Origin of the sequence: Aurantimonas sp. (assembly GCF_964217435.1) — a bacterium.
GTDB classification, from domain to species: Bacteria; Pseudomonadota; Alphaproteobacteria; order Rhizobiales; family Rhizobiaceae; genus Aurantimonas; species Aurantimonas coralicida.
Window position 1 is genome coordinate 140,267 of sequence record NZ_CAXPJM010000008.1, and the last position, 22,371, is coordinate 162,637.

The 22,371-nt window shown below is 66.9% G+C and carries 17 protein-coding genes; 9 read left to right on the forward strand and 8 right to left on the reverse strand.

The window, feature by feature from the left end; translation table 11 throughout:
- Positions 1 to 5: 5 nt before the first annotated feature.
- Positions 6 to 539, reverse strand: coding sequence for a hypothetical protein (locus tag ACEQX1_RS03960; RefSeq protein WP_024350522.1), 534 nt, complete (start codon positions 537 to 539; stop codon positions 6 to 8).
- 62 nt (positions 540 to 601) lie between these two features.
- A complete protein-coding gene (locus ACEQX1_RS03965; protein WP_370193726.1) occupies positions 602 to 1,447 on the reverse strand; it encodes a 23S rRNA (adenine(2030)-N(6))-methyltransferase RlmJ in 846 nt (281 codons plus the stop codon).
- Between the two features lie 184 nt (positions 1,448 to 1,631).
- On the opposite strand from ACEQX1_RS03965, the gene ACEQX1_RS03970 reads away from it, so the two are divergent.
- Positions 1,632 to 2,744 carry an alkene reductase gene (locus ACEQX1_RS03970; protein ID WP_370193724.1) on the forward strand — a complete coding sequence of 371 codons (1,113 nt, stop codon included), beginning with the start codon at positions 1,632 to 1,634 and terminating at the stop codon, positions 2,742 to 2,744.
- A gap of 150 nt (positions 2,745 to 2,894) precedes the next feature.
- Positions 2,895 to 5,009 (forward strand): molybdopterin-dependent oxidoreductase, encoded by a 2,115-nt coding sequence (locus tag ACEQX1_RS03975; protein ID WP_370196527.1) that lies wholly within the window; start codon positions 2,895 to 2,897, stop codon positions 5,007 to 5,009.
- 225 nt (positions 5,010 to 5,234) lie between these two features.
- Here ACEQX1_RS03975 and ACEQX1_RS03980 read toward each other — a convergent pair whose 3' ends face one another.
- The 4 genes from ACEQX1_RS03980 to purM form a co-directional block, all read right to left on the reverse strand.
- Entirely contained in the window at positions 5,235 to 6,053 is an 819-nt protein-coding gene (locus ACEQX1_RS03980; RefSeq protein ID WP_024350526.1) for an outer membrane protein, read from the reverse strand.
- A 425-nt stretch (positions 6,054 to 6,478) separates the two neighbouring features.
- A complete protein-coding gene (locus ACEQX1_RS03985) occupies positions 6,479 to 6,916 on the reverse strand; it encodes a PACE efflux transporter (RefSeq protein ID WP_024350527.1) in 438 nt (145 codons plus the stop codon).
- A gap of 165 nt (positions 6,917 to 7,081) precedes the next feature.
- Positions 7,082 to 7,783, reverse strand: coding sequence for a phosphoribosylglycinamide formyltransferase (gene purN / locus ACEQX1_RS03990; RefSeq protein ID WP_370193722.1), 702 nt, complete (start codon positions 7,781 to 7,783; stop codon positions 7,082 to 7,084).
- Complete coding sequence (gene purM / locus ACEQX1_RS03995; RefSeq protein WP_370193721.1) at positions 7,780 to 8,844, reverse strand: phosphoribosylformylglycinamidine cyclo-ligase; 1,065 nt, start codon at positions 8,842 to 8,844, stop codon at positions 7,780 to 7,782. Before purM ends, purN begins: the two co-directional genes overlap by 4 nt.
- 92 nt (positions 8,845 to 8,936) lie before the next feature.
- Here purM and ACEQX1_RS04000 point away from each other — a divergent pair, with 92 nt between their 5' ends.
- The 5 genes from ACEQX1_RS04000 to ACEQX1_RS04020 are packed head-to-tail and all read left to right on the forward strand — an operon-like array spanning position 8,937 to position 15,457.
- A complete protein-coding gene (locus tag ACEQX1_RS04000; protein ID WP_370196559.1) occupies positions 8,937 to 9,542 on the forward strand; it encodes a CDP-alcohol phosphatidyltransferase family protein in 606 nt (201 codons plus the stop codon).
- Positions 9,539 to 10,699 carry an AI-2E family transporter gene (locus tag ACEQX1_RS04005; RefSeq protein WP_370193719.1) on the forward strand — a complete coding sequence of 387 codons (1,161 nt, stop codon included), beginning with the start codon at positions 9,539 to 9,541 and terminating at the stop codon, positions 10,697 to 10,699. Before ACEQX1_RS04000 ends, ACEQX1_RS04005 begins: the two co-directional genes overlap by 4 nt.
- Positions 10,700 to 10,711: 12 nt before the next feature.
- Complete coding sequence (locus ACEQX1_RS04010) at positions 10,712 to 11,404, forward strand: DnaA ATPase domain-containing protein (RefSeq protein WP_370193718.1); 693 nt, start codon at positions 10,712 to 10,714, stop codon at positions 11,402 to 11,404.
- A gap of 23 nt (positions 11,405 to 11,427) precedes the next feature.
- Entirely contained in the window at positions 11,428 to 13,950 is a 2,523-nt protein-coding gene (locus tag ACEQX1_RS04015; RefSeq protein ID WP_370196528.1) for an RNA degradosome polyphosphate kinase, read from the forward strand.
- Positions 13,913 to 15,457: a Ppx/GppA family phosphatase gene (locus tag ACEQX1_RS04020; RefSeq protein ID WP_370193716.1), complete on the forward strand. Its 1,545-nt coding sequence runs from the start codon at positions 13,913 to 13,915 to the stop codon at positions 15,455 to 15,457. The genes ACEQX1_RS04015 and ACEQX1_RS04020 overlap by 38 nt, the downstream gene beginning before the upstream one ends.
- A gap of 16 nt (positions 15,458 to 15,473) precedes the next feature.
- Here the strand turns inward: ACEQX1_RS04020 and rnd are convergent, their stop codons facing one another.
- Positions 15,474 to 16,625 (reverse strand): ribonuclease D, encoded by a 1,152-nt coding sequence (gene rnd, locus ACEQX1_RS04025; protein WP_024350534.1) that lies wholly within the window; start codon positions 16,623 to 16,625, stop codon positions 15,474 to 15,476.
- Between the two features lie 179 nt (positions 16,626 to 16,804).
- Here rnd and aspS point away from each other — a divergent pair, with 179 nt between their 5' ends.
- A complete protein-coding gene (gene aspS / locus ACEQX1_RS04030) occupies positions 16,805 to 18,592 on the forward strand; it encodes an aspartate--tRNA ligase (protein WP_370196529.1) in 1,788 nt (595 codons plus the stop codon).
- 110 nt (positions 18,593 to 18,702) lie between these two features.
- Here aspS and ACEQX1_RS04035 read toward each other — a convergent pair whose 3' ends face one another.
- A complete protein-coding gene (locus ACEQX1_RS04035; RefSeq protein WP_370193714.1) occupies positions 18,703 to 19,884 on the reverse strand; it encodes a hypothetical protein in 1,182 nt (393 codons plus the stop codon).
- Between the two features lie 207 nt (positions 19,885 to 20,091).
- Between ACEQX1_RS04035 and parC the strand changes: the two genes are divergently transcribed.
- Positions 20,092 to 22,344 (forward strand): DNA topoisomerase IV subunit A, encoded by a 2,253-nt coding sequence (gene parC / locus ACEQX1_RS04040; RefSeq protein ID WP_188076852.1) that lies wholly within the window; start codon positions 20,092 to 20,094, stop codon positions 22,342 to 22,344.
- Positions 22,345 to 22,371 lie beyond the last annotated feature (27 nt).

Genomic DNA, 22,371 nt, shown 5'->3' on the forward strand with positions numbered 1-22,371 from the left:
CGATCCTATTTGGAGACGTAGCCATACCCGGTGCGTCCCTCCTCCGGGAAGCGGCGCAGCGATTCGCAATTGGCACCATAGACGTGCCACTCGTCGAGACCCAGAACGCAGCCCTCGGCCCGCCAGGACGCGACCGGCGAGAAGCCGCCCAGATATTCGCCGGCTGCCGCGAAGCCCATCGGATGCTCGATGACGTAGTAGACGGTGCGGCTGACATGGTCGGACAGAAGCGCGGTTGCCTGGCAGTAGCGGCGCTCGATCGGCTCAGCCGGCAGCGGCTCGCCGGCGCGCTGCGGGAAATAGGCCTTCTCGAACATGCCGCTGAATTCGAGGATCTCCAGCTTCACGCCGACCATGGTCGGCGCGCCGTATTCGAACTGGTCCTCGACCTGCCCGAGGACGTCGGCATCGTCGCAGGCCGGGACCAGCGCGGCGCGCAACGGAGCGGGCTCGCCGTAGCGCAGATCGGCCGCCTGGGCGGGCAGGGCCGCCACACCGGCGACGAACAGGGCAAGGGCGGCAGCGATGGCACGATACATGGGACAGCCTTCCACGTCGGATCCGTTTGGGTTTCGGTAGCACGAAATCGCGGCGGGCGACCTCACGGGCGCGGCGACGACGACGTAAAAACCGAAAATGTTGCCGCGGCGCCGCTTCCCAGCAACGGCGCGAGGGTCGTCAGCACCGCTTCGGCCTCCGCAGCGAAGACGAAGGGCGGGTTGATGACGGTCAGGCCGGTGCCGACGAAGCGTTCGTCCGCCGAATAGGGCTCGCGGAAGAATTCCGCCGTCACGCGCTCGCTGACGGGCAGGGCATCGAGACGCTCGTGCAGGGCCGCGACCAGGGCCGGACGCTTCAGCGGATACCAGACGGCGTAGATGCCGCCGGCCCAGCGCTGCAGGGCCTTGGCAAGTCCTTCAGCGATGGCGTCGACCTCGTCGGTGCGTTCGAAGGGCGGGTCGATCAGGATGAGGCCGCGCTTCTCCTTCGGCGGCACGTGGGAGCCGAGGGCCAGCCAGCCGTCGAGGGCGATTGCCTTGGTCTGGATGTCGCCGGCAAAGAGCGTCTTCAGCGCCGCGGCATCGGCGGGATGCAGCTCGTAGGCGGAAAGGCGGTCCTGCGGGCGCAGCAGGCGCCGGGCGATGAGCGGGGAGCCCGGATAGCGGTCTTCGGAGAGATCGGAGGCCAGCGCCTCGCGGTATTCGGCCAGGAGCGGATTGTCCATGACGTCGGCCGCGGCCTGGACCAGCCGGCCGACGCCATCCGCATGCTCGCCGGTCCGCTGTGCTTCGTCGGATGTGAGCGAATAGCTGCCGCGGCCCGCATGGGTGTCGAAGACGCGGAACGGCTTCTCCTTGCGCTTCAGATAGGCGATCAGCCGGGTCAGCAGGGCGTGCTTGACCACGTCGGCGAAATTGCCCGCGTGATAGGCGTGGCGATAGTTCATCGGGCGTCGTGTTCCTTCGGTGCAGGTGCCCGCGCGCGAACACTCTCCAGCGGCGTGGGGCGATGCCGGATCGCGGCTGGCGAACGCAGTGTTCATCCGCCTTACCGCGCTGCGGCAAGTCCCCATCTCTCGCGGCAACGCCGGCACATGCCGGCCGTCTTTGCATCCGGAAGAGGACACCGCAATGGCTGACGAGAAACTGTTCGAGCCGCTCGATCTCGGCCCCACCCATCTGGCCAATCGCGTCGTCATGGCGCCGCTGACCCGCAGCCGCGCCACCGACGAGGGCGATCTGCGCGACATCCATGTCGAATATTACCGCCAGCGGGCCGGCGCCGGCCTGATCATCACCGAGGCGACGAACATCTCGGCGGAAGCGCGCGGCTATGCCTATACGCCGGGCATCTTCACCGACCGCCAGGTGGCGGACTGGAAGAAGGTGACCGATGCCGTCCACGCGAAGGGCGGCAAGATGTTCCTGCAGCTCTGGCATGTCGGCCGCATCTCGCACCCCGACCTGCAGCCGGGCGGCGCGCTGCCGGTGGCGCCCTCGGCGGTCAAGCCCGACATGAAGGCCTTCACGGTCGACGGCTTCAAGGACATTCCGGCGCCGCGGGCGCTGGACAAGGACGAACTGCCGCGTGTCGTCGCCGACTACGTCAAGGCGGCCGAGAATGCCAAGGCCGCCGGCTTTGACGGCGTCGAGGTGCATTCGGCGAATGGCTATCTTCTCGACCAGTTCCTGCGGGACGGCGCCAACCAGCGCACGGATGAATATGGCGGCTCCATCGAGAACCGCATCCGGTTCCCGCTCGAGGTCGTGGATGCCGTGGTCGGCGTCTGGGGCGCGGAGCGCGTCGGCATCCGCATCTCGCCGGTCAGCCCGGCCAACGATCTGACCGACAGCGATCCCGAGCCGCTGTTCACCCGCTATGTGGAGGAGCTGTCGAAGCGCAAGCTGGTCTATCTCCACGTCGTCGAGGGCGAGACCGGAGGGGCCCGCGATCCGCAGGAGTTCAAGGCCTGGTCGCTGAAGGACAAGTTCGACGGTCTCTACATGGGCAACAACGCCTATGACCGGACGATGGCGATCGAGCGCGTGGCAAACGGCGAGACCGATCTCGCCTGCTTCGGCCGGCCGTTCATCTCCAACCCGGATCTCGTCGAACGGCTGAAGCTCGACGCGCCGCTGGCCGAATGGGACCAGGCGACGATGTATGGCGGCGACGAGAAGGGGTTCATCGACTACCCGGCCTTGAGCGACGACGAGCGTTCGCGACTGGCAAAGGCGGCGTAGTCGAACACCACACAGACAGCAAACGAGAGAAGGGTCGGGCCGTCGGGTCCGGCCCTTCCCTGCGTATGGGGGCAGCCGATCGCCGGGGTCGATGGTCTTGATCGTGAAAATGAATTGGGGCCCGACCCGCTCTTGCGGTATCGTCGCGCCATGAACAAACCGCTTCCCGTCGCCATCGGACATTCCGCCTGTCCGCATGATTGCCCCTCCACCTGTGCGCTCGACGTCGAGATCCTCGAAAACCGGACGATCGGCCGGGTGCGCGGGGCTGCGGCGAACGACTACACGGCCGGCGTCATCTGCGCCAAGGTCGCGCGCTATGCCGAGCGCATTCATCATCCCGACCGGCTGATGACACCACGGCAGCGGGTCGGCGCGAAGGGCGAGGGCGGCTGGCGCGAGATCGCCTGGGACGACGCGCTCGACCTCGTCGCCGAACAGTTCGTGAAGGCCGAGACCCGCTACGGCTCGGAGGCGGTCTGGCCCTACCAGTATGCCGGCACGATGGGGCTGGTGCAGCGCGACGGCATTCACCGGCTGCGCCATGCCAAGCGCTATTCCGGCCAGTTCGACTCGATCTGCACCAACATGGCCTGGACCGGCTGGTTCGTCGGTGCCGGCGTCATGCGCGGCGCCGATCCGCGCGAATTGTCGAAATCTGACTGCATCGTCATCTGGGGCACCAACGCGGTCGCCACCCAGGTCAATGTGATGACCCACGCCGCAAAGGCCCGCAAGGAGCGCGGCGCGAAGATCATCGTCATCGACATCTACGACAACGCCACGATGAAGCAGGCCGACATGGCCCTGAAGCTGCGGCCGGGCACCGACGCGGCGCTCGCCTGCGCGCTGATGCACATCGCGTTCCGGGACGGCACGGCGGACCGGGACTATCTCGCCCGCTACACCGACGATCCGGCCGGGCTGGAGGCGCATCTGGCCACCCGCACGCCCGAATGGGCGGCCGCGATCACCGGCCTCGACGTCGCCGACATCGAAGCCTTCGCCGCGCTGGTCGGTCGGACGCCGCGCAGCTATTTCCGCCTCGGCTACGGCTTCACCCGCCAGCGCAACGGCGCGGTGGCGATGCACGCCGCCATGTCGGTGCCGGCTGTCTACGGCCATTGGCGCCACGAGGGCGGCGGCGCGTTCCACTCCAATTCCGACATCTTCGGCCTCGACAAGTCCGAGATCATGGGGGCAGCCGATCGCGACCGGTCGATCCGCTATCTCGACCAGTCGCGTATCGGCGCCGTCCTGACCGGCGATGCCGACGCGCTCGCCGGGGGGCCGCCGGTCGCGGCCATGCTGATCCAGAACACCAATCCGGCCAATGTCTGCCCCGAGCAGCGGCTGGTGCGGCAGGGGCTTCTGCGGGACGATCTCTTCACCTGCGTCCACGAGCAGTTCATGACCGACACGGCGCAGATCGCCGACTTGGTGCTGCCGGCGACGATGTTCCTGGAGCATGACGACATCTATCGCGGCGGCGGGCAGAACCACATCGTTCTCGGGCCCAAGCTGGTCGATGCGCCGGAGACGGTGCGCACCAATCATTTCGTCATCGAGGAACTGGCCAAGCGCCTCGGCGTCGCCGATCATCCGGGCTTCGGCCTCGACGAGAGGACGCTGATCGACAACATGCTGAAGGCTGCGGGCGATACGGAGGGGTTCGACGGCCTGCAGCGCGAGCGCTGGATCGACCGGCAGCCGCCCTTCGAGGAAGCGCATTTCCTGAACGGCTTTGCCTGGCCGGACGGCAGGTTCCGCTTCAGGCCGGACTGGACCGGGGGGCAGGCGCCGAACCGGCCGCCGGACAGCATGGGCCCGCAGGGGCCGGTTGCCGGTCTGCCGGAGTTTCCCGACCATGTCACGCTGATCGAAACCGTGGACGACGCGCATCCCTACCGGCTGGCAACGTCGCCGGCCCGCCAGTTCCTCAACTCGACCTTCGCGGAAACCCGCGGATCGCGCTCGCGCGAGGGCGCGCCGGAGCTGATCGTCCATCCCGAGGATGCGCTGCGCGAGAGCCTCGGCGACGGGGAAATCGTCACCATCGGCAACAGCCGCGGCAGCGTCCGACTGCCGGTCAAGGTCAGCGATACGGTCAAACCCGGGGTGCTGATCCACGAGGGCCTGTGGGCGAATACCGACTTTCTCGACGGCGAGGGCATCAACGTCCTGACCGGAGCCGATCCCGTCGCCCCCTTCGGCGGCGCGGCGTTCCACGACAACCGGGTCTGGCTGCGGACCGCCCGGGCATAGCCGGCCGGGTAGGCGCGCGGCGTCGAGGCCAGAGTCTCGCGCCGTCTGCAGTGGCTTGGGCAGTGAAGCTGAGGTTCTGAATCAGAGTCCGTTCATGCCGGTAACGCGCTGAAAATACAGACCATACTTGCGTTCTCGATGTAGCCCAGTTTCGTCTGGACACAAAAAAGCCGGCGCGAGGAGCGCCGGCTTTCCTGTTCGAACGGACCGGATGGTCCGCTGAAATCAGTTGAACTTGTAGGAGACCTTGGCGGTCACGGTGTGGAAGTCGAAATCGTCGTCGACGGCGAAATCGGTCGAGCCACCGACGCCACCGGCGAAGGGGCCGCCGTTCAGGCGCGTGTAACCCGAACCACCGAGGTTGGTGTAGAGATACTCGGCACCGAAGGACATGTTGTCGGTGAACTTCACTTCCATGCCGCCGCCGACGGTGTAGCCGAAGCTGTCCTCGTCCTCGGAAACGACGGCCGGCGTCGCGCCGGTCACGGCCGGGGAGTTGGTCGAGAACGAATAGTCGACGTCACCATAGGCCAGACCACCGGTGACATAGGCGAGGGCGCCCGGGGTCACGAGGTAACCGACGCGGGCGCGCACGGTGCCCAGATAGTTCAGCTCGCGGTCGGTCCGGTAATAGGCCGGCGTCGAGGAATCGGCGTTGGACGAACGGGTGATGTCGATGGCGTTGATGTCGGCGAGGACACCGAAGACGACGCTGTCCATCTGGTAGTCGTAACCGATATGCGCGCCGCCGAGGAAGCTCGAGTCGACATTCGAGTCGAAGTTCGAGCCGAAGGCGGTCTGCACGGCCGAGCCGCCGAAGGCGAAGCCGTTGGTGCGCAGGTCGACATTGTCGGGATCCTGCGGGTTGAACGCGCCGCCGCCCTGGACGCCGAGATATATGCCGGTCCAGCCGGACGCGACCGGGCTGATCTCCATCGGTGCCGGAGCCATCGGCTCTTCGTAGATCACGTCGGCGGCCTGGGCGTAGGTCGCGAAGGTCAGGGCGGTGGAGGCGGTCAGGATCGAGAGAAGGTAGGTGCGCATGGAATTCCTCGTTTGTTGATGTCCATGCTTATGCGGCGTTGTACTTTGTTCGCCTATGCCCGCTCTGCCACACCTGCGTATTCGCCGACTATCTTTGCATCACTCATTTGTGATGGAGAAATAAAACACCCGGAGTCCGAGGCGGCGGTAATGCGGAAGATCGAAAAGAATAGTAAAACGGCGATCACATTCTTGCTACAGAGGCGTGATACGAAGTGTTCCCGCCTAAGAAATATTGCGACGGCGCATAACGGAGGCCAAGCGATCCAAGGCGTGACCTGCGAGGCCAGCCGTATGCTCACGCCGTCGTCGCGCGACGGGAGCTCAGTGGAATAGTCGGGACTGATGGATGTGCCTGGGCAATCCCGCCGTGCGGTCGCACGGACGATCCGCGAGCGAATGGTCCGGCACGCGGTCCGCGGCTCTCAGCCTTCGGCCGCCGCCTCCCGCCATTCGGGAAGCGGGAAGATCCGGTCATAGGCCCAGTTGAAGGCGAAGGCGTAGACCGCATAGAACGCCGCGAAGCTCGCATCCATCAGGAAGGCCTGAACGATGCCGATCTCCAGATACAGCGCGATCACCGGCAGCAGGAAGGCGAGCAGGCAGGCCTCGAACACGATCGCATGGACGACCCGGATCAGCGGCGTCTTGCGGGTGGTGCCCCGCACGCGCTGCATCAGATGGTCGAAGCCCAGATTGTAGACGTAGTTCCACAGCGTCGCGATGGTCGCGCCGATGACCGTGACGACGCCGATGTCGGCGAAGGGTACGTGGAAGAGCCACGCTCCGGCCGGGGTGACGAGGGCCAGCCCTACGATCTCGAAGCTGACGGCATGACGGATACGGTCGGGAGTTGAGCGCATGGCGACCCTGCTTGTCCTGTGCCGGGTCGTCCCGGCGATATGATGGGAGGAAAGGAAGGTCGTCCTTCGCGGCGCATATGGCACCGCGGAGCGCCAATCGCAACGGGCATGCCCCGGCGCGAGCCGGGTCAGGCCGTCATCGCCACGGCGTTGCGTCGCGACGGATCAGCCGTTGCGGCGGGCATCCGGCGACACGAGGATCGGGTCGCCATCGCCGAGGCGCATGGTCTCGTCTTCCACCGGCGGCGCCGGCTTGACGATGGCGCGTCCGTTGGACATGCGCACAGCCCCGTCCAGAACGAGCCTCAGCGCATGCGGATAGAGCCGGTGTTCGGCCCGCAACAGCCGCTCGGCGACGGTTTCCGGCGTGTCGCCCGGCACGAGGGCGATGGCCGCCTGCGCGATGATCGGGCCCTCGTCCATGCGGTCGGTGACGAAATGCACCGTGCAGCCATGGATGCGCATGCCGGCATTGATGGCACGCTTGTGGGTGTCGAGGCCGGGAAACAGGGGCAGCAGGGACGGGTGGATGTTGATCAGCCGGCCCTCGAAGCGTCGCACGAAATCGGCCGACAGCAGCCGCATGTAGCCGGCGAGGCACACCACGTCCGGCGCCATCTCGTCGAGTGCCCGGATCAACGCTGCCTCGTGGGCGGCGCGGTCCGCATAGGCGGTCTGGTCGATGGCGACGGCGGGAATGTCGTAGCGGCGCGCGGTGTCGAGCCCGGGCGCGTCCGGCCGGTTGGACACGACGCCGGCGATCTGGCCGGGATAGCCCGGGTCCATGCAGGCGGCGATCAGCGCACTCATGTTCGAGCCGCGGCCCGAAATGAGGACCGCGATCTTCTTGCGCCGCACCGCGCTCATGCCAGCGCCAGTGCGCCGTTGAAGGTCACCGCGGCGTCCTGGCGCGGGCGGATGCGGCCGAGCGGCACGACCGTCTCGCCAGCGCTCTGGAGAATGGCGCTGACGGCCGCGGCGTCCGCGTCGGAGACCACCACGACCATCCCGATGCCGCAGTTGAAAGTGCGCAGCATCTCGGCCTCGGCGACGCCGCCCGCCTGGGCGAGCCAGCCGAAGACCGGCGGCACGGGAACCGCGAAGAGGTCGATGTCGGCGCGCATCGTGTCGGGCAGGACGCGCGGAATGTTTTCCACGAAGCCGCCGCCGGTGATGTGCGCGAGGGCCTTGATGCCGCGGGTCTCGGCAAAGGCGGCGAGCAGCGGCTTCACATAGATGCGGGTCGGCGCGATCAGTGTCTCCCCGAGGCTGCGATCGGCATCGAAGGGCGCCGGGTCAGAATAGCCGACACCGGAGCGCTCGACGATGCGGCGGACCAGCGAGTAGCCGTTGGAATGGACGCCTGACGAGGTGAGGCCGAGGATCATGTCGCCGGACTCGATATTGCCGGCCGGCAGGAGGCGGTCGCGCTCGACCGCGCCGACGGCGAAGCCGGCCAGATCGTAGTCCTTGTCGGCGTAGAGGCCCGGCATCTCGGCGGTCTCGCCGCCGATCAGCGCGCAGCCGGCCTGCCGGCAGCCCTCGGCGATGCCCTTGACGATGGCCTCGCCCTCGCTCGGATCGAGCTTTCCGGTGGCGTAATAGTCGAGGAAGAAAAGCGGTTCGGCGCCCTGCACGACGAGATCGTTGACGCACATGGCGACAAGGTCGACGCCGATCGTGTCGTGCAGCCCGGTCTCGATGGCGATCCGCAGCTTGGTGCCGACGCCGTCATTGGCAGCGACCAGCAGCGGATCGTTGAAGCCGGCGGCCTTCAGGTCGAACAGGCCGCCAAACCCGCCGATCTCGCCATCGGCACCGCGCCGCGCCGTGGAGCGCACATGCGGCTTGATGCGTTGCACGAGATCGTTGCCCGCGTCGATGTCGACGCCGGCGTCGCGATAGGTCAGTGGAGTCGTTTCGGCCATGGTCCCCGCACCGTTTTGGTCGAGTTGACATGATCGCCGGCTGTGAGCAAGACCCGGCTTCCAATGCTAAGGATTGTCGCCATGGTACGACAATGACCGGCGACGGAACAAAACACGGCCCCGGGCACCCGTTGACGCTGCCCAACATCATCACGATTGCCCGGCTTTGCGGCGTGCCGGTGCTGATCTGGGCGCTGATCGAACGCGACTGGACGCTGGCCTTCGCGATCTTCGTCGTGGCCGGCCTCTCCGACGCGGTCGACGGCGTGATCGCGCGGCGCTGGAACCAGCAATCCGAACTCGGCCTCTATCTCGACCCCATTGCCGACAAGGTGCTGCTGGTCTCGGTCTTCGTTGGCCTGGCGCTGCTGGAGCGCTTGCCGGGCTGGCTGGCGATCGCGGTGGTCAGCCGCGACCTGCTGATCGTCGCCGCGGTGCTCCTGTCCTACGTCATGGGGCGGCCGGTCACGGTGCGGCCGCTGCTCGTCTCCAAGCTCAATACCGTGTCGCAGATCGTGCTGGCCGGCGTGGCCCTCGGCGAGCCGGCGTTCGGCCTGTCGCTGACCGCCGAAATCGAATTCCTGGTGGCGGTCACCGTGGTCTTGACCGGTGTGTCGGCCGCCGCCTATCTCGTTGATTGGCTTCGACACATGAACCCCAACGACGATCCGTCCGACCGCAGAGGCGACCCCCAATGACCGATCGAAGCGCGCTGATCCGGCGGCAGGTCCTGTTCTGGAGCGTGGCGGCGCTGGTCTCCATTCTCCTGCTGTGGGTGTTCTCCGGAATCCTGCTGCCGTTTCTGGTCGGCATGGTGATCGCCTATTTCCTCGATCCGGTCGCCGACTGGTTTGAGCGGCGCGGCTTCTCGCGGCTGATGGCGACCATCGTCATCCTGATCCTGTTCGTCCTGTTCTTCGCCGCGGCGATCCTCGTCGTCGTGCCGGTGGTCGGTTCGCAGATCGCCAGCTTCGTCGAGCGCATCCCCGATTATCTCGATCGCCTGCAGGCGATCGCGGTCTCGGCCCGCAGCGGGCCGCTGGCCTTCCTGTTCACCGGGGAGGAGATGAACTTCAAGCAGGACTTCGCCCAGTTCGCCAGCGAAGGCACCGGCATCGTCACGAGCTTCCTCGGCGGGCTGTGGTCGTCGTCGCTCGCCGTCGTCAATTTCGTCTCGCTGTTCATCGTCGCGCCGGTGGTCGCCTTCTACCTGCTGCTCGACTGGGACCGGATGGTCGACAAGATCGATGCCTGGACGCCGCGCCAGCATGTCGACACGGTCCGGCGGCTGGCGCGGGAGATCGACCGGTCGGTGGCCGGCTTCGTGCGCGGGCAGGGCAGCGTCTGCCTGATCCTCGGCACGATCTATGGCGTCGGCCTGACCCTGACGGGACTGAATTTCGGACTGCTGATCGGCCTGTTCGCCGGGTTGATCTCGTTCATCCCCTATGTCGGGTCGGCGATCGGCCTGATCCTGGCGCTGGGCGTGGCTCTGGTGCAGTTCTGGCCCGACTGGGTCTCGATCCTGATGGTCGCGGTGGTGTTCTTCGTCGGCCAGTTCTTCGAGGGCAACATCCTGCAGCCCAAGCTCGTCGGGGCGTCGGTCGGCCTGCATCCGGTCTGGCTGATGTTCGCCCTGTTTGCCTTCGGTGCCCTGTTCGGCTTCGTCGGCCTGCTGATTGCCGTGCCGGCCGCCGCGGCTGTCGGAGTGCTGGTGCGCTTTGCCCTGTCGCAATATCTGCAGAGCGAGATGTATTACGGTCGCACGCAGCCGCAGCAGCCCGCCGTCCAGATCGAGACGCAATCGGCGCCGCCCGCCGTCGGCACCGTGCCGCGCGGCGAGGCGGGCGAGTAGGACGCGATCGCGATGCCGACCCAGATCCCGCTCGAACTGCCGCATGCGGCCTCGCTCGCCCGCGAGGACCTGATCATGTCGCCGTCGAACCGGCTCGCCGTGGAGGCGATCGATTCCTGGCCGCGTTGGCGGCATTCGGTGCTCCTGATCGTCGGACCGCCGGGATCGGGCAAGACCCATCTGGCTAATGCCTGGAGCGAACGGGCCGGGGCGACGGTGGCGCGGCCCGGCGCGACCGAGGTGAGCCTTGCGGCCGACGATTTTCGCGTGGTGGTGGACGATGCCGACCGGACGGCCCTGTCGGAGGCCGAACTGTTCGGCCTCGTCAATGCGGCCCGGCTTGGCGGCGGCAGCCTTCTGTTGACGTCGCGGGTGATGCCGCAGGCAATGAATGTCGCGACCGCCGATCTGCGCTCGCGCCTCGCCGCAGCGACCATCGCCGAACTCGGCGCGCCCGACGACGCGCTGCTGACCGGCGTACTGATCAAGCTCTTCGCCGATCGCCAGATCGCGGTGTCGCCGAGGGCGGTGAACTACCTCGTGCAGCGCATGGAGCGCTCGCTGGATGCGGCCGGCTTCCTAGTGGCGGAGATCGACCGGGAGGCGCTGGCGACGCGCGAGCGGATCGGCACGCGATTGATCAAACGGGTGCTTGACCGCGGCACCGCCGCGATGCGTCATGCGACTGTCGCATCCGGCCGCTAACCGGCGGCGACGGAGGAGTTTGCATGGACGACACCACACCGCCCCGACCGGAACGCAAGCCGCGCGCACCGCGGCGCCGTACGGCGACCCCGCGCAGCAATACCAGGGCATCCGCCACGGCGACGCCCGCTGAAAATACAGCGCCCGGCAACGGGGAAGCGAAGGATCTGGCGCGCACGCCGATCCGCCGCAGGCCTGCGAAGGCTCCGGCAAAGTCCGCGCTGACAGAGCAGCGGACCGCCGACAGCGTGAAGCCGGCGGATGCCGGCTCCGGCGCGCGCAAGCCGGAGGAGGGCGCCCCGGCCGCCGCCTCGACCGACACACGGGTCAGCGAAGCCTCGGTCATCCTCGAGGCCCCGACGGCCGAGGTCGAGGCCCGCACGGCGGCGCAGAACCTGGCGGCCGAGACCGAGCTGCCGGCCGACCGCTTCGTCAATCGCGAGATCTCCTGGCTGCAGTTCAATCGCCGCGTGCTGGAGGAATCGCTCAATCCGGCGCATCCGCTCCTGGAGCGCGTGCGCTTCCTGTCGATCTCGGCCGACAATCTCGACGAGTTCTTCATGGTCCGCGTCGCCGGCCTTGCCGGTCAGGTGCGCGAGAAGATCTCGGTGCGCAGCATCGACGGGCTGACCCCGCAGGAACAGCTCAACCAGATCCTGGTCGACGTTCACAATCTGCAGGAAGAGCAGCAGGCCTCGCTCGCTGAACTGGTGAAGACGCTGCGCGAGGAGCGCATCCAGATCGTCGGCGCCGGCGATCTCAAGCGCGAGGACCGCGCCTGGCTGGAGAACCATTTCAACGAGACGATCTTCCCGGTGCTGACGCCGCTGTCGGTCGATCCGGCGCATCCGTTCCCGTTCATCCCCAATCTCGGCTTTTCGATCGCGCTGGCGCTGGTGCGCGAGCGCGATTCGCAGAAGATGAACGCCCTGCTGCGACTGCCCGTCGCGCTGCAGCGCTTCATCCAGATGGAGCCGAACGCCGCCGGCATGACCCGCTTCGTGCCGCTGGAGAGCGTCGTCGCCCTGTTCATCGGCAAGCTCTTCCCAGGCTACAGGGTCAGCGGCGCCGGCACGTTCCGGATCATCCGCGACTCCGATATCGAGGTCGAGGAAGAGGCCGAGGACCTGGTGCGGCTGTTCGAAAGCGCGCTGAAGCGCCGCCGGCGCGGCTCGGTGATCCGCATCGAGTTCGATTCGGTGATGCCGGAATCACTGCGCAACTTCGTCGCCAACGAGCTCGAGGTGCCCGATTCCCGGGTCTCGGTGCTCGATGGCATGCTGGCGCTCGATTCGGTGTCGCAGCTCTGCAAGCTGCCGCGCGACGATCTGAAGTTCACGCCTTACATCCCGCGCTTTCCCGAGCGCATCCGCGAACACAATGGGGACTGTTTCGCGGCGATCCGCGAGAAGGACATCATCGTCCACCACCCGTATGAATCCTTCGACGTGGTGGTGCAGTTCCTGCGCCAGGCGGCGCAGGACCCCAATGTCATCGCCATCAAGCAGACGCTCTACCGGACCTCGAACGATTCCCCGATCGTGCGGGCGCTCATCGACGCGGCCGAATCGGGCAAGTCGGTGACGGCGCTGGTCGAGCTGAAGGCCCGCTTCGACGAGGAGGCCAACATCCGCTGGGCGCGCGACCTGGAACGGGCCGGCGTGCAGGTGGTGTTCGGCTTCATCGAGAAGAAGACCCACGCCAAGCTGTCGCTGGTGGTGCGACGCGAAGAGGGCAAGCTCGTCAACTTCGTCCATATCGGCACGGGCAACTACCACCCGATCACCGCGCGGATCTACACGGACCTGTCCTACTTCACGGCGGACCCGGCCATCGCCCACGACGTGCAGCTCGTCTTCAACTACATCACCGGCTACGCCGAGCCGACCGAGGTCAAGAAGCTGGCGATCTCGCCGCTGACGATGCGCAACCGGATCGTCGACCTGATCCGCGCCGAGGCCGAGCATGCGAAGGCCGGCCGGCCCGGCCAGATCTGGATGAAGATGAACTCGCTGGTCGATCCGGCGATCATCGATGCCCTCTACCGCGCCAGCCAGGTGGGCGTGGAGATCGACCTGATCGTGCGCGGCATCTGCTGCCTGCGCCCGCGCGTCACCGGCCTGTCCGACAACATCCGGGTGAAATCCATCGTCGGCCGTTTCCTGGAGCACAGCCGCATTTTCTGCTTCGGCAATGGCCAGGGGCTGCCCTCGGAGGGGGCGATCGTGTATCTGGGCTCGGCCGACATGATGCCGCGCAATCTCGACCGGCGGGTCGAGACGCTGGTGCCGATTTCCACGCCGACGGTCCACAGTCAGATCCTGTCCCAGATCATGCTGGGGAATATTCTGGACAATCAGCAGAGCTGGTCGGTAGCCGCGGACGGTACATCGCGCCATATCGTACCCTCGCCGGGCGAACAGCCGTTCAATGCCCAACGCTATTTCATGACAAATCCGAGTCTGTCGGGGCGCGGTAAAGCACTGAAGACGGATGCTCCAAAACTCATTGCAAGACAACGGGCAGAACATTCCCGGTTCGACTGAGCCGATCGCGCAGGGACGGCTGCAGGACCGTCAGCCGGTCGCGGTCGTCGATATCGGGTCGAACTCGGTTCGCCTGGTCATCTACGAAGGCAATTGCCGCTCGCTGACGGTGCTCTTCAACGAGAAGGTCCTGAGCGGTCTCGGCAAGGGGCTGGCGCGGACCAACCGGCTCGACCCAAAGGCCGTCGACAGTGCGCTCGCCGCGCTGTCGCGCTTTCGCCGGCTCGCCGCGCAGGCCAATGTGCGCGAGATCCATCCCATCGCGACGGCCGCCGCCCGCGAGGCCCAGAACGGGCCGGACTTCATCGCGGCGGCGGAAGCCGCGATCGGCTGCGAGATCGTCATCCTGTCGGGGGAAGACGAGGCCCGCTACGCGGCCGAGGGCGTCTTGTCGGGGTTCCACAATCCGAGCGGGATCGGCGGCGATCTCGGCGGCGGCAGCCTGGAACTGGTGGACATCGACGCGGGCGGCTTTCAGGGCGGGCTAACCCTGCCGCTGGGCGGGCTGCGCCTGCGCGACCTGTCGGAAGGCGATCTGACGCGCGCTCAGGCGGTGGCCGAGAGCCATCTGTCGGCCTGCGCTCTGGCCGGCAAGGGCGAGGGGCGGCCGTTCTTCGCCGTCGGCGGCACCTGGCGCAACCTCGCCAAGCTGCACATGGAGCAGGAGAAATATCCCCTGCATGTGATGCATGGCTACGAGATCGACGCCGCCGGCATCGACGGTTTCCTCGACATGGTCGTACGCACGCCGGCCGACAAGCTGCCGGGCATCGGCGCGGTCTCGAAGTCGCGCCGGCCGTTGCTGGCCTATGGCGCGGTGACGCTGAAGAGCATCATACGGCACCTGAAGCCGTCGAAGATCGTCCTGTCGGCGCTCGGGGTGCGCGAGGGCTATCTGCACTCGCTGCTGTCGCCGGAAGAGCGGGCGAAGGACCCGCTGCTGGAATCGGCCCGCGAATTGTCGATCCTGCGCTCACGCTCGCCCGATCATGCCCGGGAACTGGTCGAATGGAGCCGGCGCACCTTCGAGGCCTTCGGCATCGACGAGACGCCGGCGGAGGAACGGCTGCGGCAGGCGGCCTGCCTCCTCGCCGACATCGGCTGGCGGGCGCATCCCGACTATCGCGGCAAGCAGTCGCTGTCGATCATCGCCCATGCCGCGTTCCCGGCGGTCGACCATCGCGGGCGCGTCTATCTCGGACTGACCAATTACTATCGTCACGAAGGCAGCTTCGAGCAGGTGCACCTGCCGGAGATCGAACGTCTCGTGGACGACCGCCTGATGCGCCGGGCGCGCATTCTCGGCTCGCTGTTCCGGGTGGCCTATCTGCTGACCGCCTCGATGCCCGGCGTCCTCGACCAGATCAAATGGGCCCAGGACCCGCGCGGCGGCTTCACGCTGGTGATCCCGCAGCATCTGGCCGATCTCGTCGGCGAGCGCCCCGAAGGGCGCCTGCAGCAATTTGCCAAGGTCGTGGAGAAGACCCTGCGTATGGAAGTGCGCTGAGGGCCCGATCGCCGCGTCAGAGCGCGACGATCTCCACCTTGCGGTTGCGATAGACGAGGGCGGTTTCGCCCTTCAGGAGGTTCAGCGCGCGGTCGCCGAAGATCTCGCGGCGCCAGCCGTCCATCGCGGCGATGGGGGCCTCGTCGCCCTTCCAGGCGAGCTTCTCCAGATCGTCGCCCGAGGCGATCATCTTGGCGGCGACGCCATTCTCCTCGACGACGATCTTCAGCAGCACCTTGAGGAACTCGACGGCTGCCGCCGTGCCCTCGGGAAGCTGTGGCGGGCGCGGGATCGACGGCAGGTCGGCGCGCGGCACGGCCTGTGCGCGCTGCACGGCGGCGACGATCTCGCGGCCTGCATTGCTGCGTTCGAAGCCCCGCGGGATGGTCCGCAGCCGCGACAGCGACTGTTCGTCGGTCGGCGCCTGCTGGGCGATCTCGTAGATCGCGTCGTCCTTGAGGATGCGGCCGCGCGGCTTGTCGGCCTCGCGCGCCTCGCGCTCGCGCCAGGCGGCGACTTCCTTGAGGATCTGCAGCTCGATGGGCTTGCGCACCCGCAGCTTCAGGCGGCGCCAGGCGTCGTCGGGATGCAGATCGTAGGTCGCCGGATCGGTGAGGACCGCCATCTCCTCGTCCACCCAGCGCGTACGCCCCTTTTCGGCGAGCTGTGCGGACAGGAAGCGATAGACGTCGCGCAGATAGGTCACGTCGGCCAGCGCGTAGGCGAGCTGCTGGTCGCTTAACGGACGCCGGCGCCAGTCGGTGAAGCGCGAGGTCTTGTCGATGCGGCCGTCGGTGGTGCGCGCCACGAGCTGGTCGTAGGCGATCGACTCGCCGAAGCCGCAGACCATGGCGGCGACCTGGGTGTCGAACAGCGGCACCGGGATGATGTTGCCGAGCTTGTGGATGATCTCGACGTCCTGCCGGGCGGCGTGGAAGACCTTCACGATGCGCTCGTCGCGCATCAGATCGAAGAAGGGCGCCAGGTCGAGGCCGTCCGCCAGCGGATCGACCAGCACGGCCAGATCGTCCGACGCCATCTGGATGAGGCAGAGCTCGGGCCAGAAGGTGGTCTCGCGGATGAATTCGGTGTCCACGGTGACGAATTCGGCGGCGGCGAGCCGCGAACAGGCTTCGGACAATTCGGCGGTGGTGGTGATCGTATGCATGGCCATCCTTTAGACCGATCCGCGGCGCGGGCGAAACCCGGAAGCGTCGCGCGCGGACGGAATCTTGACATGGGGCATGACGCATGCGCTTGTCCGCGGCGATTCCGCCGATCGAGAACGACCCGCCTGCGCGCGCATCGACGCAGCGTCGGCGCGGACCAGCCATTAGGAAGAACGCCATGCATCGCTATCGCAGTCACAGCTGCGCCGCCCTCCGCAAGGAGGATGTCGGCAACACGGTTCGCCTGTCGGGCTGGGCCCATCGCATTCGTGACCACGGCGGCCTGCTGTTCATCGATCTGCGCGACCATTACGGCCTGACCCAGGTCGTCGTGGATCCCGATTCCCCGGCCTTCGCCATTGCCGAGACGGTGCGCGGTGAGTGGGTGATCCGCGTCGACGGCGAGGTGAAAGCGCGCTCGGCCGAGACGGTCAACCCGAAGCTGCCGACCGGCGCGATCGAGGTCTTCGCCAAGGAGATCGAGGTGCTGTCGGCCGCCAAGGAGCTGCCGCTGCCGGTCTTCGGCGAGCCGGATTATCCGGAGGACATCCGCCTCAAGTACCGCTTCCTGGATCTGCGCCGCGAGACGCTGCACAAGAACATGATGCGGCGCACGCAGATCGTCTCGAAGATGCGCACGCTGATGGGCGATGCCGGCTTCTTCGAGTTCCAGACGCCGATCCTGACTGCCTCGTCGCCCGAGGGCGCCCGCGACTTCCTGGTGCCGTCGCGGCTGCACAACGGCATGTTCTACGCCCTGCCGCAGGCCCCGCAGCAGTACAAGCAGCTGATCATGATGTCCGGCTTCGACCGGTACTTCCAGATCGCGCCGTGCTTCCGCGACGAGGACCCGCGCGCCGACCGCTTCTATGGCGAGTTCTACCAGCTCGACGTGGAGATGAGCTTCGTCGAGCAGGAGGATATCCTGTCGACCATGGAGCCGGTGATCCGCGGCGTGTTCGAGGCGTTTGCCGACGGCAAGCCGGTGAGCCAGACCTTCCGCCGCATCCCTTACGCCGAATCCATGCGCAAATACGGCTCCGACAAGCCCGACCTGCGCAACCCGATCGAGATGCAGGCCGTGACCGAGCATTTCGCCGGTTCGGGCTTCAAGGTCTTCGCCAACATGATCGCCGGCGATCCGGCGGTCGAGGTCTGGGCGATCCCGGCCAAGACCGGCGGCAGCCGCGCCTTCTGCGACCGGATGAATTCCTGGGCGCAGGGCGAGGGCCAGCCGGGCCTCGGCTACATCTTCTGGCGCGAGGAGGCGGGTGCCGTTTCCGGCGCCGGGCCGCTGGCCAAGAACATCGGCGAGGAGCGCACCGAGGCGGTCCGCACCCAGCTCGGCCTCGAGGCGGGCGATGCCTGCTTCTTCGTCGCCGGTCGTCCGGAGGCCTTCACGGCCTTTGCCGGCGCGGCCCGCACGCGGGTCGGCGAAGAGCTGAACCTCGTCGATCGCGACCGGTTCGAGCTCGCCTGGATCATCGATTTCCCCTTCTACGAGTGGCAGGAAGAGGAAAAGAAGATCGATTTCGCCCACAATCCGTTCTCGATGCCGCAGGGCGGCATGGAAGCGCTGCAGGGCGAAGAGCCACTGAAGCTCAAGGCATTCCAGTACGACATCGTCTGCAACGGCTTCGAGATTGCCTCGGGCGGCATCCGCAACCATCTTCCCGAGACGATGGTGAAAGCGTTCGAGATCGCCGGCTATTCGAAGGAGACGGTCGAGGAGCGCTTCGGCGGGCTCTATCGCGCCTTCCAGTACGGCGCGCCGCCGCATGGCGGCATGGCCGCCGGCGTCGACCGCATCGTCATGCTGCTCTGCGGGGCGAAGAACCTGCGCGAGATCGCCATGTTCCCGATGAACCAGCAGGCGCACGACCTTCTGATGGGCGCGCCGAACGAGGCCTCGCCGGCGCAGCTGCGCGACCTCGGCCTGCGCATCGCGCCGCAGGCGAAGAGCTGAGGAAGCCGCCGGGCGGGCACTCCGTCCGGCGCATCTTCGAACGGCCATGAAAAAAGGCCCCGTGCGTCCAGCACGGGGCCTTTGTCGTTCGAACCGCCGGGATCGGCGGGTTATTTCGCGTCGGCGTTGGCATCGACGGTGAGCGACAGGACCTTCGGCAGGGTCTGCGGCGCGCCCATCGCGGCGCCCATGATCTGGGTGGCGGCGATGGGGTTCTCCGGCGCGATGGTGATCGACAGGGCCTGCGGATCGTTGAGGAATGTCGTCACGGCGCCGGTGACCTCTTCCTGGAACTCCGGGTTCTGCAGATAGCCGAGCACCGCCGGCAGCATCGCCGTCAGGTTCTGCACCAGCTCCTCGCGGCTCTGGCCGTTCTCCGTGGCGTAATAGTCGAGCAGCTTGCCGGTGAGGGATTCGTCGGTGAAGGTGATGTCGGCCGAGTTCAGCGACAGCTGCGAGATCAGACCCATCACCGCCATGCCGGTGGCCTGCTGGTTGTCGGGATTGCTCGCCATCTGCTCCTGCAGCTGCGACAGCGAATCCGCGAAGGCCGTCGTGTAGCCCGAGATCGCGTAGGTGAAGGACAGCTCGCCCGCGTCCTCGACCGACAGCAGGAAGGGGTTGAGCTCCAGGAGGCCGCTCTCGGGCTCCCAGTTCGCCGAACCGTTCAGCGAGCCGCTGATGGTCTCGTAGCCGACGTCGCGGATGGCCTGGGTCGCCTCGGGCGAGTCGCCCGTCGTCAGGTCGGCGGTGAAGGCGCCGACATTGACCTCGGTGGCCAGGCTGCCGCTGTCGCCGACCTCGTTTTCCATCGACGCGTCGGAGAGTTCGAAGACGGTCTTGCCGTCCCTTGCGAGGTTGATGCTGCCGATCGTCGCCTTGTCGAAAAAGAAGCTGGAGAGCTTCATGGCGGCAGGGGCGTTGGCCGTATCGGTGCCGGCGAGCATCAGGCCCTCGATGCTGACATCGCTGATCCGGGCGCGCTTGCCGTCTTCCGTCTGGTCGAGCTCGGGAAAGGCCAGGCGCTCGACCGTCCAGCCCTCGGGCGTCGACCCGGCGACGTTCTCGAAGGTCAGGTCGCCGACATCGGAATCCTTGCCGAAGGAGACGTCCTTCAGGATGACGTTCTCGCCGTCGGCTTCGGCGCTCGAATAGGACATCGAATGCTCGCCGTTCTGCACGAGCGTCTTCAGGCGCTCGCCGAAGGCCTGCGCATCGACCGCGAAGGCCGAGGTCGAGGAGAGAAGCAGCACGGCTGTCGCGGCTGCGGAAATGCCTGTCGTGGCGCGCATGGGAAAACCTTTCGCTGGAAGCCGGTGAGCCGATCCGTCCGGTGCCCGGTCGTCGTGCCCTGCGCGACACATATGGCCAAGTCGCTTCGCCGTTAAAGGGGGGCGCGGCGGCATGCGGCATTTGCCCGTCTGGCCGGCGCCGACAAAGTTCGGGATAAGCCCGTTCCGGTGTTGTTCCCATCCGGTGCATGGCCTAGAGGAAACCGCATGGGCAAGGCTACCGAACCGCCGGCTGGTGGCGGCGACATCGAACCGATCGATCTGAAGGCAGCGCTGGAAGAGCGCTACCTTGCCTATGCGCTGTCGACCATCATGGGCCGGGCGCTGCCGGATGTGCGCGACGGCCTGAAGCCGGTGCATCGGCGCATCGTCCATGCCATGCGCATCCTGCGGCTCGATCCCGGCCAGGGCTACAAGAAATGCGCCCGCATCGTCGGCGACGTGATGGGCAAGTTCCACCCGCATGGCGACGCGTCGATCTACGATGCCCTGGTCCGGCTCTCGCAGGATTTCGCCATCCGCTACCCGCTGATCGACGGGCAGGGCAATTTCGGCAATATCGACGGCGATAGCCCGGCGGCCATGCGCTACACCGAAGCGCGGATGACCGATGTCGCGACGCTGCTGCTGCGCGGAATCGACGAGGACGCGGTCGACTTCAAGAAGACCTACAACGAGGAGGAAGAGGAACCGATCGTCCTGCCGGGCGCGTTCCCGAACCTCCTCGCCAACGGCTCGTCGGGCATTGCCGTCGGCATGGCCACGTCGATCCCGCCGCACAACGCGGCCGAGCTCTGCGACGCGGCGCTCAAGCTGATCGAGAACCCGGACGCCACCACCGACGCGCTGCTGCGCTTCGTGCAGGGGCCGGATCTGCCGACCGGCGGCGTCATCGTCGACAACCAGGCGCAGATCCGCGAGGCCTACGACACCGGGCGCGGCTCGTTCCGGGTGCGGGCGCGCTGGGAGACCGAGGACCAGGGCCGCGGCGGCTACGTGGTCGTCGTCACCGAGATTCCGTATCAGGTCCAGAAGTCGCGTCTGATCGAGAAGATCGCCGAGCTGCTTCTGGCCCGCAAGCTGCCGCTGCTCGGCGACATCCGCGACGAATCGGCCGAGGACGTGCGCATCGTGATCGAGCCGAAGAGCCGCACGGTCGATCCCGAGCTGCTGATGGAATCGCTGTTCCGGCTGACCGATCTGGAATCGCGCATTCCGCTCAACATGAACGTCCTGTCCGGCGGCAAGGTGCCCCGGGTCATGTCGCTCAAGGACGTTCTGGCCGAATGGCTGGCGCATCAGCGCGAGGTGCTGGTGCGGCGCTCGCGCTTCCGGCTGGCGCAGATCGAGCGGCGGCTGGAGATCCTCTCCGGCTATCTGATCGCTTTCCTGAACCTCGACGAGGTGATCCGGATCATCCGCGAGGAGGACGAGCCCAAGGCCGTCCTGATGCGGACCTTCGAGCTGACCGACACCCAGGCCGAGGCGATCCTCAACATGCGGCTGCGCTCCCTGCGCAAGCTGGAGGAATTCGAGCTCAAGCGCGAGTTCGACACGCTGACCGAGGAAAAGGCCGAGAAGGAAGCGCTGCTGGCTTCGGACGAACGCCAGTGGGCGGGCATTGCCGCCGAAGTACGCGAGGTCCGCGAGACCTATTCGAAGAAGACCAAGATCGGTCGTCGCCGCACCCTGTTCGCCGACGCGCCGAACCGGGCGCTCGACGACATCACGGTGGCGCTGATCGAGAAGGAGCCGATCACGGTCGTCCTGTCGAAGAAGGGCTTCCTGCGCGGCATGAAGGGCCATCTGGCCGACTTCTCCTCGCTGGCCTTCCGCGAGGGTGACGGGCTGCAGCTCGCCTTCCATGCCATGACCACGGACAAGCTGCTGTTCCTGTCGACCGGCGGTCGCGCCTTCACCCATGGCGCCGACAAGCTGCCGGGCGGGCGCGGGCAGGGCGAGCCGATCCGGCTGGCCTTCGAGCTCGAGGACGATCAGGACATCGCGCTGGCCTTCGTCGCCGATCCCGAGCGCCGCCGCCTGCTGGTCTCCTCCGACGGCAATGGCTTCGTCGCCAGCGAGGCCGACATGCTGGCCAATACCCGCAAGGGCAAGCAGCTGATGAACGTTGCCGGCAAGACCAAGCTCGCGCTGGCCGCGCCGGTCGGCGCAGGCGACCACGTGGCCATCGTCGGCGAGAACCGCAAGCTGCTGGTCTTCCCGCTCGTGCAGGTGCCGCAGATGACCCGCGGCAAGGGCGTGCGGCTGCAGCGCTACAAGGATGGGGGCCTGTCGGATGCCCGCGTCTTCGCCATGGCGGACGGGCTGACCTGGACGGATTCTGCCGGCCGCAGCTTTACCCGCTCGGAGACCGAGCTCCTGGAATGGCGCGGCGACCGCGCCCAAGCCGGCCGGCTGGTGCCGAAGGGCTTCCCCAAGACCAACCGCTTCGACGGCTAGCCATCGGCCTTGCCCGGCATGCGGGCG